The organism is Rurimicrobium arvi (genome assembly GCF_039540495.1).
Lineage (GTDB): Bacteria > Bacteroidota > Bacteroidia > Chitinophagales > Chitinophagaceae > Rurimicrobium > Rurimicrobium arvi.
This window is the reverse complement of sequence record NZ_BAABEZ010000004.1, coordinates 1-17,164: the sequence shown is the minus strand read 5'-3', so window position 1 is coordinate 17,164 and position 17,164 is coordinate 1. Positions and strand designations below refer to the sequence as shown.

The following is a 17,164-nucleotide window of genomic DNA, read 5'->3' as shown; positions in this document are numbered from 1 at the left end:
AAAGAGTGCACATGATATTACTAGATATTGATTGGTTCCTGCTGCTGAGTAAAGGCGGACTGATCATTACGATCATTCTTATTTCCTTCGGCGTGGCTGCGTATGCTACCTGGGGAGAACGTAAAGTGGCCGCCGTGATGCAGGATCGTTATGGTCCCAACCGTGCCGGTCCCTTCGGTTTGCTGCAACCGCTGGCAGATGGTGTGAAGTTGTTTATGAAGGAAGAGATCATTCCGACAAATTCGACGAAGTTCCTGTTCCTGCTGGCGCCATTCCTGTTTATGCTGACAGCATTGATGACCAGCGCCGTGATACCATGGGGACCGGATATTCCGCTCGCCGACGGACATGTGCTTTCTTTGCAGGTAGCTGACGTAAATATTGGTATCCTGTTTGTTTTTGGTGTGGTGAGCCTTGGTGTATATGGTGTAATGATCGGAGGGTGGGCTTCCAACAATAAATTTTCCCTGCTGAGCAGTATCCGTTCCGCTTCCCAGTCCATCTCCTATGAACTGGCTATGGGATTGAGCCTGATTGCACTGCTGATGCTCAGCGGTTCCCTGAGCCTGCGTGACATTGCATCCCAGCAACACGGTTTCTGGCACGACGGATATTTTACCTGGAACTTTTTCAAGCAGCCTGTCGGTTTTATCATCTTTTTCACCTGTTCTATGGCGGAGATGAACCGTGCTCCTTTTGATCTGGCTGAGTGTGACTCTGAACTGAACATGGGATATCACCTGGAATATTCTTCCATGAAGCTGGGTCTGTTCCTGTTCGCCGAGTATATCAATATGTTTATCGGCTCCGCAGTAATGGTGACCTTATACTTCGGAAGCTATAACTTCCCCGGTATGGATGCTGTTGCAGCTTCCGTATCCCCTGTATTGTTCGCGCTGATCTGTATCGGTGTATTCTTTGCAAAGATCACGGGCATGATCCTGTTGATCATGTTCATCCGCTGGACCCTGCCCCGCTTCCGCTACGATCAGCTGATGAAATTGGGCTGGCAATCGTTGATTCCGCTGGCTTTGGTAAATATGCTGCTTACCGGCGCTGCTATTTTGTGGCTTTTTAAATAACTGGAAAAAGAAGAGGAAATGGAAAAATTAACCAAACGCTCTGCACCTGTAGACCGCAGTCCGATGACGCTGAAAGAGCGTATTTACCTCCCTGCGCTGCTCAAAGGTATGAGCATTACCGTAGGGCATATCTTCAAGAAAAAAGCTACGGTACAATATCCTGAAGAAAAAAGATCCTTCAGCCCGGTTTTCCGTGGTCTGCATATCCTCAACCGGGACGAGCAGGGTCGCGAACGCTGCACCGCCTGCGGATTGTGTGCGGTTGCATGTCCGGCAGAAGCCATTACCATGGAGGCTGCGGAGCGCAAGGCCGGCGAACAGCATTTATACCGTGAAGAAAAATATGCTGCACGTTACGAGATCAACATGTTGCGCTGCATATTCTGCGGAGCCTGTGAAGAAGCTTGTCCGAAAGATGCTATTTATCTTTCCGAGACCGTAATGCCACCGAACTATACAAGAGAGAGCTTCATCTATAAGAAAGAAGATCTGCTCATTGCAAAACCTAAAAACGATACACAAGCTTAATTACTGCAATGGATATTTTACAAGTAGTCTTCTGGTTGCTCACCATCATGGCCATTGGCTGTGCGCTCGGCGTAGTGCTGAGCCGAAACCCGGTGAACAGCGTTATTTTCCTGATCCTTACGTTCTTCGCTATCTCAGGACATTACCTGTTGCTGAATGCGCAATTCCTGGCGATCGTCAATATTATCGTCTACGCAGGCGCCATTATGGTATTGTTCCTGTTCGTGATCATGCTGATGAACCTGAATGCAGATACCGAACCGCAAAAAAGCTGGCTGGTGCAGCTGGCCGGTGTATTATCGGGGGGAACCCTCTTCCTGGTCATCATCGCCGCAATCAGCAAAGCACATCTGATGGGTGTGATCAGTGAAGAAAGTTCTAAGATCGGCCTGATCAAAGTATTGGGTCAGGTACTGTTCAAACAATACGTACTGCCATTCGAGATCAGCAGTGTGCTGTTCTTAAGTGCGATGATCGGAGCGATCGTTATCGGTAAAAAAGAAGCTGAGTAACCTTTAAAATTATTTAGAATGCCCATTCAATATTATTTGTTCCTGAGTCTTGCCCTTTTCTGTATCGGAATTATGGGAGCGCTCATGCGTCGTAATGCGATCATCATCTTCATGAGTATCGAACTGATGCTGAATGCCGTGAACCTGCTGCTGGCTGCATTTTCCAAAATGTATAACGACAGTGCCGCGCAGATATTTGTATTCTTCATTATGGTTGTGGCCGCTGCGGAAGTGGCAGTGGGTCTCGCCATTATCGTGATGGTTTACCGTAAAGTCCATTCAGTGGATGTGAATATTCTGAATCGTCTCAAGCATTAATCAAATTATTATTCCGGCTGCTGCAGCCAATATATAAAGACAGTATGGTACAACTTGCTTACTTAATTCCTCTTTTCCCGCTTATCGGTTTCCTGATCAACGGCCTGGGATGGAGGACCGTTCCGAAACAGGCTGCCGGTTTCCTGGCCAGCCTGATGATGCTGATCTCTTTCGGATTGTCTCTCGGCGTATTCTTTGAAGTGAAAAATGCAACGGCTGCAATCGCTCCGATACATTTGTTCGACTTTATTCATGCAGGAAAGCTGGTAATCCCTTTTGCGTTTAAAATTGATGCGCTGTCTTCCCTGTTCCTGCTCATCATCACGGGCGTCGGTTTTCTGATACATGTGTATTCCACGTCTTATATGCATGATGATGAAGGTGTGGTGAAGTACTTTGCCTACCTGAACCTTTTCGTGTTTTCCATGCTGCTGCTGGTGATGGGCGCCAACTACCTCATCATGTTTATCGGATGGGAAGGTGTGGGCCTTTGCTCTTACCTGCTGATCGGTTTCTGGTTTAAAAACCGCGATTATACAAATGCTGCCAAGAAGGCATTTGTTATGAACCGTATAGGTGACCTCGGTTTCCTGATCGGTATGATGCTGGTGCTGCTCAACTTCGGAACACTGAGTTACGACAGCCTTTTCGCCGAGACCGGCGGAATGGTTATGAGCAACGGTCTGGCTACTGCGATCGCAATTTGCTTCTTTGTCGGCGCAATGGGTAAAAGTGCACAGCTGCCTTTGTACACCTGGCTGCCTGATGCGATGGCCGGTCCTACTCCGGTTTCTGCACTGATCCATGCCGCAACGATGGTTACTGCAGGTATTTATATGATCGCCCGCAGCTCCGCCATATATAACGCTTCAGAAGTTGCATTGCAGTTCATTGCAGTTATCGGACTCGTTACTGCTATCCTTGCAGCGTCTATTGCTATCAAACAATATGATATAAAGAAAGTGCTTGCGTATTCAACCGTGAGTCAGCTCGGATTCATGTTCCTGGCTATCGGCTGCGGCGCCTATACCACCGCGGTATTCCACGTGATGACGCACGCATTCTTTAAAGCACTGCTGTTCCTGGGTTCAGGATCTGTTATCCATGCTATGGGTGGCGAGCAGGATATCCGTTCTATGGGCGGGCTCGGCAAAAAAATGCCGATCACCAAATGGACTTTCCTGATCGGCTGTATTGCTATTGCCGGCTTACCGCCGTTTGCGGGATTTTTCTCAAAAGATGAAATTCTGGCCGCTGCATTCGCGCACAATACGGTATTGTATGTGCTGGCATTAGGAGCAGCGCTGATGACCGCTTTTTACATGTTCCGTTTATACTTCCTTACGTTCACCGGAAGTTTCCGCGGAACACACGATCAGGAACATCATTTGCATGAGAGCCCGATCGCAATGACCTTCCCGCTGATGGTGCTGGCTATACTGGCTGCTGTTGCCGGATTTTTCGGTATGCCCGAAGTGTTCGGAGAACATCACCTGTTAAACGAATTTCTGAGTCCGGTAGTGCACAACCATGGCGTACATCATATGGAGCACAGTACGGAATATATGCTGATGGGCATATCTGTTTCCCTAGTTGCAGTGATGATCTTTTTCGCCTACAGCCGTACCAGGAAGCCTGACTTCGCTCCGAATACCGGGCTGGCAAAAGTGCTTGAGCACAAATGGTATGTGGATGAGTTGTATGACGCGGTTATTGTGCGTCCGCTGGTTCAGTTCAGTGGATTTCTCGATCGTATTGCAGAGCGCAAAGGAATAGACGGCGCGGTAAATGGCGTTGGCCGATTGGTACGCTGGGGTGCTGACAGGATGCGCCTGCTGCAAAACGGACAGGTGGGAGCTTACCTGTTTACCATGGTGGTGGGCATTGTGCTGTTGTTCGTACTCGGACTTTTCTGTTTCAATTTTTAATTAAGCTATTTTAAGGAAGATATGATTTTAGTACTGCTTATACTGATTCCCCTGCTTGTCGGAGCTGTTTCCTTTTTTGCCAAGGGAGGCGCGCGGAATCTTTCCCTGCTGGGTGCTTTGTGTACGCTGGCTTTATCTGCATTTGTCGCATCCAACTGCGGCGGAGCACGCATCGAGTCGTTTTCAATGAACTGGATGCCTGCTTTAGGTGCGAAATTCAGTTTATCTGCCGATGGTATGGCGGCTATGTTGTGCCTGCTCACCGGGATTATCCTTCCTGTGGTGCTGGTGCTGGATCGCCAGAAGGAGCGTGAAGCCTCTTATTACGGTCTGATCATGCTGAGTCAGGCAGGCCTTATGGGCGTATTCCTCGCTTCCGACGCGCTGTTGTTTTATTTCTTCTGGGAACTTGCATTGATCCCTGTTTATTTTCTTTGCTCCCGCTGGGGTGGCGAGAAGCGCATTGCCGTTACATTCAAATTCTTTGTGTACACATTCCTGGGCTCATTGATGATGCTGGCAGCGCTTATCTACCTGTCGCTGCAGACAAGCGGAGTCGACGCGTTCAGTCGCGACAATATTATTGCAGCCGGTAAAGCACTGCCAGCCATGCAGCAGAACATCGTTTTTGTATTGTTGTTCCTGGCCTTCGCCATTAAAATGCCGATCTTCCCGTTCCATACCTGGCAGCCTGATGCTTATGAGCAGGCGCCGACTCCGGTTACGATTATCCTGAGTGCACTGATGGTGAAAATGGGATTGTATGCTGTGGTTCGCTGGTTGTTACCCGTTGTTCCTCAGGCAGTGTCCTATTGGTCTGAAACGGTAATGATTCTTTCGATCATCGGCATTGTTTATGCTTCATTGATTGCAATGGTGCAGACGAATGTAAAAAGACTGGTCGCTTATTCCTCCATTGCGCATATGGGACTGATGTGTGCTGCTGCGTTCGCGCAAAGCCAGACAGCTATGGACGGATTGATGGTTCAGATGTTCAATCACGGTATCAATATCGCGGCTATGTGGGTGATCGTGAATCTCGTAGAAAACCGCTACGGTACACAGGATATGCGCCAGATGGGCGGCCTCGCAACGACCGCTCCGGTGATCGCCATCTCGCTTGTGATTATTTCCTTCGCGAACATCGCTCTGCCGCTGACTAATGGATTTGTAGGAGAGTTTATGCTGTTCACGGGAATATTCCAGGGTGTGTCCGGCTACAGTGCAGTTTTTATGGCAGTAACAGGATTGGGTATTATTCTCGGCGCAGTGTATACTTTATCTATGGTTCAGAAAGTGGCATACGGTGAAAATAATTCCGGTGTGGCATCTGTCAGCGGCTTGAGTGCTGCAGAGCTTACGTCCGTAATTGTTTTACTGGCCTTTATTATAGTGCTCGGTGTTTATCCCCAACCATTGATCAACCTGGTGACGCTCTGAGCGATTCCCTGAACAGAATTTCAATAAGCTTAATTTTTACGAAAAAGATATTATGAACGCAATTATAGCAGCTACAGTCTTAGGCATTATCATGATGTACGCAGGATTTATGGCCAAAGAGAAAAAGGCACTGCTTTCCGTTGCCACTTTAGCCCTCGTTGTATTGCTGGGCGTGAACGTCTGGGAACTATTCCAGGCAAAAGAAGGCAACACCATATCATTGTTCAATTTCCAGCTGACGATCACCCGCTTCAGCCTTTGGTTCAATACGCTGATGACGGCTGCCACATTGTTGTATGTACTGCTGATGGGTAACGATATACTCAAGGTGGGTAAATACACCGGTGAATACTTTGCGCTGTTTTTCTTCATCCTTACCGGTACGTATCTGCTGTCTTCCTTTAATAACCTGCTGATCATGTTCATCGGTATTGAGATCATTTCCATCCCGCAATATATTCTTGCAGGTGCAGACAAAAAGAATCTGAAAAGCAGTGAAGCATCTCTGAAGTATTTCCTGATGGGCTCATTTTCCACCGGTATCCTGCTGATGGGGATCACTCTTATTTACGGAGCAACCGGCGACTTCAATATCAGCAAATTTTCATTTCTGCAAATGGAGCACCTGAATCCAATGGTGCTAAGTGGTGTGCTCTTCCTGATCGTCGCATTTGCATTTAAAGTTTCGGCCGCTCCCATGCACTTCTGGACTCCGGACGTTTACGATGGTTCTCCCACACCTTTCACTGCCTTCATGGCCACCATCGGTAAAGCTGCTGCGTTCATCGGCTTCATCCGTTTGTTCCATACATCTTTTGCTTCTATCAGCGATGCCTGGATGACTGTGCTGGCAATTGTTACGGCAGCAACGCTTTTCATCGGAAATATCACAGCGGTATTCCAGCAAAGTGTTAAGCGCATGCTGGCATATTCGTCCATTGCCCAGGCTGGATTTATGCTGTTCTCTGTAGTATCAGTGAGCGCACTCGCCTGGCAGGGATTGCTTGTGTATGCCGTTGCTTATACAGTGGCTACACTCGGTATGTTTGCAGTGCTGCTCAAATTGAAGGATTACACTTTTGATGGTTTTAACGGGCTCGCAAAGAAGGAGCCGGTATTGGCTTTTACCGCTACGATATTTACATTTTCTCTTGCCGGTATCCCGCTTACAGCCGGATTTATGGCTAAGTTCTATATGCTGCAGGCCGCAGTGCGTCAGGGAAACCTGATGTGGCTCGTGATATTCTCGCTCATTATGGCGGCCGTGAGTGCTTATTACTATTTCCGCGTGGTGATAGCTATGTACTTTAAAACAGGTGAGCCCCAATTGCACGCTGAAGTAAGCAGCACAGATAAATTTTTGCTTGTGCTCACAGCGGCGCTGGTGATACTGCTCGGTGTTGCACCGCAGTTGCTCCTGCCCTCCGGTATCTGAAGCCCGGCTGCAAAGTGAATTTATAAAAAAAGGAATGCGCTTTTTTGGTTAAAAAAAGCGCATTCTTATCTTTGATAAAAATCAATAGATATGCAAATAAATTCTACGATAGCCGGTTATGGAATGGGAACGAGTCTTAGCAGGGCCTGGGACGATATAAAAAGCAATGTATTCCTGTACGCAGGATTCTCCGTAGTATTCCTGATTGTATATGCTATCCTGTCGCTTATTCCTTTTCTCGGAATGCTCACAGGCTTCGTAAGCTTTATCTTCAACGTAAGTATTTTTGCAGCATGCCACCATTACCGGCAGACCGGACAGTTGGAGTTTGGAAATTTTTTTTCCTGGAGTCCCAAATTCGGTCGTCTGTTTCTGGGTAACCTGATTTATGTCGGGCTCGCTATACTGGTGATGATTCCACTCGTTATCATTTCCATTGCTATGCTTGGATTGTCTGCATTTTCTGTGCTTGTGGAAGATCCGCAAACCTTCATTATCACTTACGGATCCACGCTTGCCGGCATCGCCTTGATGTTCGTGGTGGTTTCCATTATTTTCGGGATCTGGTTTTTTGCCTATTTTTTCCTGCTCCAGTTTACGGAGATGTCGTATTCGGAAGCATTGAAGGCGAGCTGGAAGATAGGCCGGAACAACATTGTACAGTTGATCGCATTCGTGTTGCTGAGCATTGGTCTTTCCCTTCTCGGTGTGCTTGTGCTTATTATTGGTCTTGCCGTTACTTTCCCGCTGCTGATTGCCACACAATATCACTTCATGCGCAATTTCGTTCCGGAATCTTCAGGGGAAGATGATTGGGATATCATGAAAGAAGCCAATACCAGCTTCTAAAAAAGTCACGTAGAATTAAAGGCCCGCACAAAACAAGTGCGGGCCTTATCTTTATAACAAATCATTTGCCCGGGAATGGCGTTGTACAAAACTCTAAGGATCACAAGCATCTCAATGAAGACACCTGGTGTGAAAACATTCACGCTTGAACCATTGACCCCGGATGACAATTTCCACTTTCAGGCAGGTCAGTTTCTGACCTTTGTTTTTGATACACCGTACGGAACGGAAGAACGTCGCAGCTATTCTATTTCGTCTGCTTGTCCGCTGTCGATAACCGTAAAACGTGTGGACAACGGCACTTACTCCCGCATGCTTCATGATCACGCGCAGGAAGGCGATCTGCTCAGGACAATAGGAGCATCTGGCTTTTTTGTGATACAGGAAGAAGCGGTCAGGTGGAAGCAACTGTTTTTCTTTGCCGCAGGCGTCGGCATCACGCCCATATTTGCGTTGTTGCCGGAAGTGCTGCAGCGATTTCCGGAACTTAATGTGGTACTTATTTACAGCAACAGGGACGAACCATCGACTCTCTTCAGAGAAGAACTGAAGAGCATCCAACAGATTCACCCGGACAGACTCAAGATTGAATTCTTATACAGCAGCTCAAAAAATCTGGCACGCGCACGCCTGAGCAAATGGCTTTTAGGAAACCTGTTAGCGGAATACCGGACTGTTGCACCTCAGGAGGCAGCTTATTATTTATGCGGTCCTTTTGAGTACATGCGTATGATAAGGATTACACTGCTTTCGGGAGGTGCTCCGGAAGACCGGATCCGTACGGAAGATTTCGTTCCGCTGAAACTTATTCCCAAAGAATTACCTCCGGATACGCAAACCCATAATGTAACGATCGTACAGGGTGCCACAACAATAAGCATTCCGGTCACTTACCCGGATACCATCCTTTCTGCGGCAAAAAAAGCAGGTATTCCTATGCCCTACAGTTGTGAATCGGGACGATGCGGAACCTGTGTCGCACGGTGTATTGAGGGCCTGGTATGGATGGCTTACAACGAAGTATTGCCAGACAAAGAGATTGCGGAAGGCCGCGTGCTTACCTGCACCGGATACGCTGTGGGCGGAGATGTGCGGATACTCATCTAAGCTTTTCCTTGCGGAGGTTACCAGCCTCCGATATTTTTACTAATTTTACCGACTAATTACAATCCTTCAATGAAGTTATTGGAAAATAAAACGGCATTAATCACAGGTGCCAGTCGTGGTATCGGCGAAGCCATTGCGATCAAATTCGCTGAACAGGGAGCCAACATTGCGTTTACCTATCTTTCTTCTGATGAACGTGCCCGTGCACTGGAGCAAAAGCTCACTGCACTCGGTGTTAAAGCAAAAGCCTATAAATCTGATGCAGCCGACTATGCCGCATCAGAAGCGCTGGCAAATGATGTGATCAAAGAATTCGGTGGTATCGATATCTGTGTCAACAATGCCGGAATTTCCCGCGACAATCTTTTATTGCGTGTAACGCCCGAACAATGGGATGAAACCATGCAGGCCAATCTCAAAAGTGTATACAATCTTACCCGTCAGGTAATCCGTCCGATGATGAAAAACCGCGCAGGAAGCATCATCAACCTGAGCTCGGTGGTAGGTGTCAAAGGCAACCCCGGTCAGAGTGCCTATGCGGCATCCAAAGCGGGAATCATCGGCTTTACGAAGTCTATCGCGCAGGAAATAGGAAGCCGCAACATCCGTGTAAACGCAATTGCGCCGGGATTTATCGAAACCGATATGACGCACTACCTGAACGATGGAGACGGAGGAGGAAAATGGTTTGAGAAAATCCCGATGCAACGTTTCGGAAAGCCGGAAGAAATCGCAAATGTAGCACTGTTCCTTGCTTCGGATATGAGCAGCTATGTTACAGGACAGGTGATCAGCACCTGCGGAGGAATGAACTGATACTATTTAGATCAACATAATTAAACATAAATGCAGAAAATACACGCAGCCATTACAGCAGTAGGAGGATATGTTCCGGAATACAGACTGACCAACGCAGAGTTGGAAACAATGGTTGATACAAACGATGAGTGGATTATCACCCGTACAGGAATCAAGGAAAGACGCATTCTGAAAGGAGAAGGTCTCGGTACTTCTACGATGGCTTCAAAAGCCGTGGAGCAATTGCTCGAAAAAAGAGGCATAGACCCTATGGAAATTGATCTGGTTATTTGTGCGACCACTACCCCGGATATGCAATTTCCCGCTACCGCCAATGTGGTGTGCGATATGGTGGGTATGCGCAATGCTTTTGGTTATGACGTCAATGCAGCATGTTCCAGTTTCCTTTATTCACTTACCACAGGTGCACAGTTTATAGAAACGGGAAAGTATAAAAAAGTGGTGGTGATCGGAGCAGATAAGATGTCTTCTATCATCAACTACGAAGACCGCGCCACCTGTATCATTTTCGGAGACGGTGCCGCAGCGGTATTGCTCGAACCTAATACAGAAGGATTCGGTATTATAGATTCTATCCTGCGCAGCGATGGCGCCGGAAGAGCCTATCTCCACCAGAAAGCCGGCGGATCTGTAAAACCTGCGTCTATGGAAACCGTAATGAATAAAGAACATTACGTGTACCAGGAAGGACAGACGGTGTTCAAATTTGCGGTTAAGAACATGGCGGATGTTTCTGCTGAGATCATGGAGCGCAACAACCTTACCGCTGAAGATGTAGCATGGCTCGTTCCGCATCAGGCCAATCTGCGTATTATTTCCGCCACACGTGAGCGCATGGGACTTGACGAAGAGAAGGTAATGGTGAATATTCAGAAATACGGAAATACCACCAACGGCACGCTGCCCCTCTGTTTATGGGAATGGGAAAAACAACTGAAGAAAGGAGATAATATCATCCTTGCTGCCTTTGGCGGAGGATTCACCTGGGGCGCCACATACCTGAAGTGGGCATACGACACGAAGTAATCCGGGAAAGATTTTAAAAGGGGCATCGTTATAACAATAGCGATGCTCTTTTTGTTTCAGGGCTTCTACCGCCGATTCGTTCCACTTCATGCTCATAACTCAGACATCCGAATGGTGAGTGCGGATATGTTTTGCAGGAATTGCTTTTGTCCCCTATGTCATATTCTCAAAATATTAGGTGTATATTTGCAGCCTTAAGCTATTGTATTATTCTTTAAATACAATTTATCATGACTTGGCTCCTCACATATCGTTCCGTTTCCGGCGCTGCCTGAGTTGAGGCAGGCAAGCCCTGTGTTTCTCTGAAGTTTACTGCTTTTAGATAATCCGGATAGATGCTATCCCTTCGCTTCGTCTGCCTTTTCTTCCGGTTGCCCCGGAATCATTCTGTGCGTTCTGCACCTAATCTTATTCTTAAATAATTATTCCGGTACGCAGCTACTGTTGAAAAGCATGGCTTTTTGCGACATTCCGTTTGCCGGAAATCAGCAACAAATATTCCTGTGGGAAATAATTTTAAAACGAAAGACTTAGATAGGCTGGGTTACTCCGATAATAAAGTCAGGAGCCTGGTCATTACTATTATTAACAGGCATTACAAGCATGCCGATAAAGAAAAAATAAATGAACTGCTTACTAAGGTCAGGACACAGCCGGAATCATACATGTCCGATCCTTTGTGGTCGCTGGTTGCGGTTGAACTGACCGACCAACCGAAGCAGGCAAATTTCGAGTCATTTGAATTGCGACAAGAGCCGCAACCATTCCAGGTGTACGGAAAACAGCATATTGATGAACACGCAAGCAGACAAATGGATTGGGCAATGCGATTGCCGGTAAGTATACGTGGTGCGCTAATGCCTGATGCACATGCTGGTTTCGGATTACCAATTGGTGGTGTGCTGGCAACCGCAAACCAAGTCATTCCATTTGCGGTGGGTGTGGATATCGGCTGCCGTATGGCGCTGACCATTTTCGAAGATCCGGCCAGTTTCTTTAAAAGCCATAATCATGAAGCCGAAAAGGCTATCCGGAATTTTACGCATTTTGGTATGGAGGGAAATCCGGGATTTCCCGCAGAGCACGATGTTTTGGATCACCCTTCGTTCAGGACAACCGAATTGCTCAGGCGTCTTCAGGGTAAGGCTGCAAAGCAACTGGGCAGTTCCGGCGGTGGCAATCACTTTGTTGAATTTGGTACTATAGAAATGCATGAGGCTAATGTGCTGGGGTTACCGTCTGGAAGAGCATACGTCGCGCTTTTGTCACACTCCGGAAGCCGCGGACTGGGTGCAGGTGTAGCACGTCATTATACGGATATTGCAATGGACAAGTGTCGTCTGCCCGATATGATAAAGCATATGGCCTGGCTGGACATGCATACAGAGGAGGGGCAGGAATACTGGATCTCCATGCAGTTGGCCGGCGCGTACGCAAGCGCCTGCCATGAAGTGATTCATGCCAATTTATCCCGTGAGCTGGGATTAACACCGTTGATCCAGGTGTCGAACCATCACAATTTTGCGTGGAAGGAAAAATTTTCAGATGGTAATGAGTATGTGGTACATCGTAAAGGAGCAACGCCGGCAGGCAAAGGTGTTATGGGTATTATACCCGGTAGCATGTGTGCCCCTGCGTACCTCGTTTCCGGAAAGGGAAATGAATCGACACTGTTGTCTGCTTCGCATGGTGCGGGACGCGCTATGAGTCGCCAGCGTGCGAAGGAACGCATTACTGTATCGGGCCTCAGAAAAACGCTTTCCTCATCGGGTGTACAACTGATCGGCGGTAACGTCGAAGAAGCGCCGGAAGCGTACAAAGACATTGCTTCCGTTATGAAGTCGCAGCGCGCATTGGTAAATATAGAGGGAGTATTTTATCCCAAAATTGTAAGAATGAATAAAGATTGATTGTATGCAAACAATGATAGTATTAGTCAGCGCGGGAAGAGGGCCAGACGAATGCGCCCTTGCTGCCGCGCGTATTGCAGAAAAATTCGAAGCCGATGCAACACGCCATAACATCATGGCGAAAACCGTGGAAATTTTGAAACAAGGCCATGGCGTCCGTTCTCAGGTTTTTAAAGTACAGGGTGAAGGTGCAGAAGACTTTGTTCAGCAGTGGACGGGAACTCTGCAATGGATCGCTTCCAGTCCGCTGCGCCCCTACCATAAACGTAAAAACTGGTTTGTGCATATTGCTGCATTCCGGGAGGTTGAATTGAGAGAGTGGGACGAGCGGAGGGTGCGTATCGAAACCTGCCGCTCATCTGGTCCGGGAGGACAGAATGTAAATAAGGTGGAAACAGCCGTAAGAGCAACTTATTTGCCTACCGGATTGCAGGTAATGGTTATGGACAGTCGCTCCCAGTTGCAGAATAAAAAAGCTGCGCTGGAGCGTTTGCGTGCAAAGCTTCTGTTGGCGGAGACACAGCGTGAATCCGAAAGCCGTTACGGAAGATGGCAGGAACACGATGCCTTACAGCGCGGAGGTGCTACACGTATTTTTCGTGAACCTTTGTAAAAGGCAGAAAGCGGATTTGGAGGATTGCTATTCATAGAAGCCTGTAGCCTGGCTATAGGCTTCTATTCTTCCTGAAGCTGAAAGGCCTTAATCCATGAGTAACGGTTTGGAAAGTGATCCGTCAATCATCCCGGTATGTTCAAAGAACCATTAAACGCTTGCGGCAACAGCTTAGTATTTGCGCAGCGCAGAAATCAAACCTGTTGGTTCATGTGCGCTTTTGGGGATCGATTCATCAGGGAGAACAACGACTTTAAAAGATAAATGATACAACCTGCAACCGGCAGCAGAAATATGCCGGTAATCCATAGGGCAAATGGCCAACGGTCCTTTTCGTTCCGGATAATCAGCCATATCGTAATACAATAGAGCAATACGGGAAGAACTATAAGTAGTTTCAGAGTGAACGGGTCTACAATCAGGTCCATAGATCAAAAGTACTGATTTTCAGTGTCGGATAAATTGTTTTGATATAGTGATCCGGCTTTATCGCGAATCGAGCTATGCCTTAACTTTGCGCCATGCCTAAAATTGCACACCGCGGTGAAATGATGCCGCCTTCCCCGATCCGTAAGCTCGTACCCTTTGCCGAAGCTGCAAAGAAGAGAGGTACAAAAGTATATCATCTGAATATCGGGCAACCCGATATCGAAACGCCAAAAGCGATCATGGATGCTGTACGACACGCTGATATGAAAGTATTGGAATACAGTCACAGCGCAGGTTTCGAAAGCTATCGCAAAAAGCTGGTGGAATACTACAAAAGAAACAATATTGACGTTAATCATAACCAGATCATCGTTACTACGGGCGGTTCAGAAGCAATTCTGTTCGGTGTAATGTCGTGTATGGATCCGGGAGACGAGATCATTATTCCGGAGCCGTTTTATGCAAATTACAATGGTTTCGCAATCAGCGCCGGTGTAAAAGTGGTACCGATTCCGTCGGCTATCGAAACGGGCTTCGCATTGCCCCCGATCGAAGCTTTTGAAAAGGCGATCACACCGCGTACCAAAGCGATCATGATCTGCAACCCTAACAATCCTACAGGATATCTGTATAGCATGCAGGAACTGGAAGTATTGCGCGACATCTGCCTGAAACATGACCTGTTCCTGTTCTCTGATGAAGCTTACCGCGAATTCTGCTACGACGGCAACAAACACATTTCTGCACTCAGCATTCCCGGCCTCGAACAGCACGCTATTCTGATGGATACGATCAGCAAGCGGTACAGCGCCTGCGGCGGCCGTATCGGAGCATTTGTTACCAAAAATGAATCCGTACTCACGACGGCGATGAAATTCGCACAGGCTCGCCTTAGCCCTCCTTCGTTCGCACAGATACTCGGAGAAGCAGCCGTGGATCTGCCCCTGAATTACTTTGATGAAGTGCATGCAGAGTATAACAAACGCCGCGATCTGCTCGTATCCCGGTTGAACGCGATGGACGGCGTATTCTGTCCGAATCCGGGGGGTGCATTTTATGCAATGGCCAAATTACCGGTAAAAGATACAGAACGCTTCTGCCAGTGGTTGCTGGAAGAGTTCTCTTACGAAGGCGCAACAGTAATGATGGCTCCTGCTGCAGGATTCTATGCTACTCCCGGCTGCGGCAAAGATGAAGTCCGCCTCGCGTATGTACTGAACCTGGAAGATATCAATCACGCAATGGATTGCCTCGAGCAAGCCTTAAAAGCCTATCCGAACAACTAGACGTCATATGACAGACCACAATGCGGAATCTCTTACCGTAAGACAAGAGAAACAGCGCCGAGCAGTAGCCCGTTGGCTATTACTCGGCGTTGCCATTTTATTGATACAGATATTACTGGGCGGCATCACCCGGCTTACAGGCTCAGGACTTTCCATTGCAGAATGGAAGCCGATACTGGGCGCGGTACCGCCAATGAATCAGGAAGATTGGAACCAGGCTTTTGAATTATACAAGCAAAAGGCGTCGGGACAATTTCTCACCCAAAATGCAGATTATACGCTTTCCGATTTCAAGGCAATCTATTTCTGGGAATGGATGCACCGGGAATGGGCCCGTATCGCATTAAGCGGCGCATTCCTTATAGGCTTTGTGTATTTTCTCGTAAAGAAGTATTTCGGGAAAGGCATGGTAACACCGCTGATTGTGCTCTTCCTGCTGGGCGCTTTACAGGGAGCTGTGGGATGGATTATGGTGGCAAGCGGACTCAACCCCGACGACACGCATGTAAGCCATATCAAACTGGCAATGCATTTTATGTTTGCGCTGGTACTGTTGTGCTATACGCTTTGGTTCGCGCTGAAATTGCGTGTAAAGCCGGAAGCTATTACGTACAATACGGGATTAAAGGGTTTTGCCGGGACAATACTCGTGTTATTTGCATTGCAGCTTTGTTACGGAGCATTTATGGCAGGACTGAAAGCAGCTCCCGCAGCTGCTACCTGGCCGGATATTAACGGTTCCTTCTTCCCGGCTGATATACATCAGTTCGGATCAGCCAGGTATTCAGGTGTACATATACTCACGGATCATCCGTTGATGGTGCATTTCATACACCGCAGCCTGGCATACCTTATTACAGCATTACTGTTGGTTTTCTTTTTTCGCGTGCGTTCCGCAGGTGCAACGCCGGAAATGCGTCGTGCCGCGGGTATTTCAGCAGGACTGGTCTTGCTGCAGGTGCTATTGGGAGTGTGTACGATTCTCAATGCACCGCTTATGACGCAAAGCAAATTCCAACGCTTCGAATGGCTGGCAGAACTGCATCAGATGGTGGCCATACTGTTACTGGTCGGTCTCGTGTACAATTACTTTCTGTTGCGAAAACAGCGATAAGCAGTATTAATACAATCATTCGGCACCGCGGTACAGGAACATTTGTATCGCGGTGTCTTCATTTTAGCCCTACTTGAACACCGCAATAAGTGCTGATTGCAAAGGATACTGCGTTGTTTTAACGCGCCGTTCCGCTATTGATCCCGGAAAAAGCTTAGAGCGGTTAAAAATCTTTTGCACAATGAAAGCCTTTACTGTAGCGGCTTACAACTGGAATATGTAGTCAGGCTCCGATCTTTTTTAAGATACTTTTGAAATAAAATTTGGTGGGAATGAAAATGCTCTTATCTTTGCGCTCCCAAAACGGAAAAACGAATAGGGAAACAGTTCTTAAAGCAGGGTTTAATAAATTGATTGTCAATTTAATAGCCCGTCGGTTTTCAAAAAGAAAAGTTCAAAAATTTTTCAAGAAAAATTTGGTGGTTTGAAAAAAGGTTTTACCTTTGCAACCCCAACGAAAAAAGAAAAGTAGTTGAGCGGTTCTTTCGAAAAGTTTTTTAAAAATAAATTTGGTGGTTTGAAAATAAGGTTTTACCTTTGCAACCCCAAACGAAAGAGAGTGAGGGAGTTAGTTCTTAAGAGAGTCGATAAATGAGAGGCAGGCAGCGGGGTTCGAGTTCCCCGGATCGATCACGGTTTAACGGAAAGGTTGCTGACAGAGGTTGGTAATTGTTAAACAAAGTTCTTTGAAACAGATGGAAGCAAAATAAATAAAGCAGCGGGTTATGATGAATTTCATAACCGCAGGTAAGAACGGCTACTTAGGTA

Annotated in this window: 15 protein-coding genes; all 15 read left to right on the top strand. The window is 47.3% G+C overall.

Annotated features, from left to right (window positions below):
• Nucleotides 1-11: 11 nt before the first annotated feature.
• Complete coding sequence (gene nuoH, locus ABD846_RS02935; protein ID WP_344822511.1) at nucleotides 12-1,082, top strand: NADH-quinone oxidoreductase subunit NuoH; 1,071 nt, start codon at nucleotides 12-14, stop codon at nucleotides 1,080-1,082.
• 18 nt (nucleotides 1,083-1,100) lie between these two features.
• Complete coding sequence (nuoI, locus tag ABD846_RS02930) at nucleotides 1,101-1,610, top strand: NADH-quinone oxidoreductase subunit NuoI (RefSeq protein WP_344822509.1); 510 nt, start codon at nucleotides 1,101-1,103, stop codon at nucleotides 1,608-1,610.
• An 8-nt stretch (nucleotides 1,611-1,618) separates the two neighbouring features.
• Nucleotides 1,619-2,122 carry an NADH-quinone oxidoreductase subunit J family protein gene (locus ABD846_RS02925; RefSeq protein WP_344822507.1) on the top strand — a complete coding sequence of 168 codons (504 nt, stop codon included), beginning with the start codon at nucleotides 1,619-1,621 and terminating at the stop codon, nucleotides 2,120-2,122.
• Nucleotides 2,123-2,140: 18 nt separating this feature from the next.
• Nucleotides 2,141-2,440: an NADH-quinone oxidoreductase subunit NuoK gene (gene nuoK / locus ABD846_RS02920; RefSeq protein ID WP_344822505.1), complete on the top strand. Its 300-nt coding sequence runs from the start codon at nucleotides 2,141-2,143 to the stop codon at nucleotides 2,438-2,440.
• Nucleotides 2,441-2,484: 44 nt separating this feature from the next.
• The gene (nuoL, locus tag ABD846_RS02915; RefSeq protein ID WP_344822503.1) at nucleotides 2,485-4,368 is read left to right on the top strand and encodes an NADH-quinone oxidoreductase subunit L; all 1,884 of its coding nucleotides are present in this window, start codon (nucleotides 2,485-2,487) and stop codon (nucleotides 4,366-4,368) included.
• A 21-nt stretch (nucleotides 4,369-4,389) separates the two neighbouring features.
• Nucleotides 4,390-5,808 carry a complex I subunit 4 family protein gene (locus ABD846_RS02910; protein WP_344822501.1) on the top strand — a complete coding sequence of 473 codons (1,419 nt, stop codon included), beginning with the start codon at nucleotides 4,390-4,392 and terminating at the stop codon, nucleotides 5,806-5,808.
• Nucleotides 5,809-5,860: 52 nt separating this feature from the next.
• Nucleotides 5,861-7,243 (top strand): NADH-quinone oxidoreductase subunit N, encoded by a 1,383-nt coding sequence (locus tag ABD846_RS02905; protein ID WP_344822499.1) that lies wholly within the window; start codon nucleotides 5,861-5,863, stop codon nucleotides 7,241-7,243.
• 90 nt (nucleotides 7,244-7,333) lie between these two features.
• Nucleotides 7,334-8,092, top strand: coding sequence for a DUF2189 domain-containing protein (locus tag ABD846_RS02900; protein WP_344822497.1), 759 nt, complete (start codon nucleotides 7,334-7,336; stop codon nucleotides 8,090-8,092).
• Between the two features lie 114 nt (nucleotides 8,093-8,206).
• Nucleotides 8,207-9,199, top strand: coding sequence for a flavin reductase family protein (locus ABD846_RS02895; RefSeq protein WP_344822495.1), 993 nt, complete (start codon nucleotides 8,207-8,209; stop codon nucleotides 9,197-9,199).
• A gap of 69 nt (nucleotides 9,200-9,268) precedes the next feature.
• Nucleotides 9,269-10,015 carry a 3-oxoacyl-[acyl-carrier-protein] reductase gene (fabG, locus tag ABD846_RS02890; RefSeq protein ID WP_344822493.1) on the top strand — a complete coding sequence of 249 codons (747 nt, stop codon included), beginning with the start codon at nucleotides 9,269-9,271 and terminating at the stop codon, nucleotides 10,013-10,015.
• Nucleotides 10,016-10,045: 30 nt separating this feature from the next.
• On the top strand, nucleotides 10,046-11,044 hold the full coding sequence (locus ABD846_RS02885) for a beta-ketoacyl-ACP synthase III (RefSeq protein ID WP_344822491.1): 999 nt from the start codon (nucleotides 10,046-10,048) through the stop codon (nucleotides 11,042-11,044).
• Nucleotides 11,045-11,709: 665 nt separating this feature from the next.
• Entirely contained in the window at nucleotides 11,710-12,954 is a 1,245-nt protein-coding gene (locus ABD846_RS02880; protein WP_344822488.1) for an RtcB family protein, read from the top strand.
• Between the two features lie 4 nt (nucleotides 12,955-12,958).
• A complete protein-coding gene (gene prfH, locus ABD846_RS02875) occupies nucleotides 12,959-13,567 on the top strand; it encodes a peptide chain release factor H (protein WP_344822486.1) in 609 nt (202 codons plus the stop codon).
• A 521-nt stretch (nucleotides 13,568-14,088) separates the two neighbouring features.
• A complete protein-coding gene (locus ABD846_RS02870) occupies nucleotides 14,089-15,282 on the top strand; it encodes a pyridoxal phosphate-dependent aminotransferase (RefSeq protein ID WP_344822484.1) in 1,194 nt (397 codons plus the stop codon).
• Between the two features lie 7 nt (nucleotides 15,283-15,289).
• Nucleotides 15,290-16,396: a COX15/CtaA family protein gene (locus ABD846_RS02865; RefSeq protein WP_344822482.1), complete on the top strand. Its 1,107-nt coding sequence runs from the start codon at nucleotides 15,290-15,292 to the stop codon at nucleotides 16,394-16,396.
• Nucleotides 16,397-17,164: the final 768 nt, after the last annotated feature.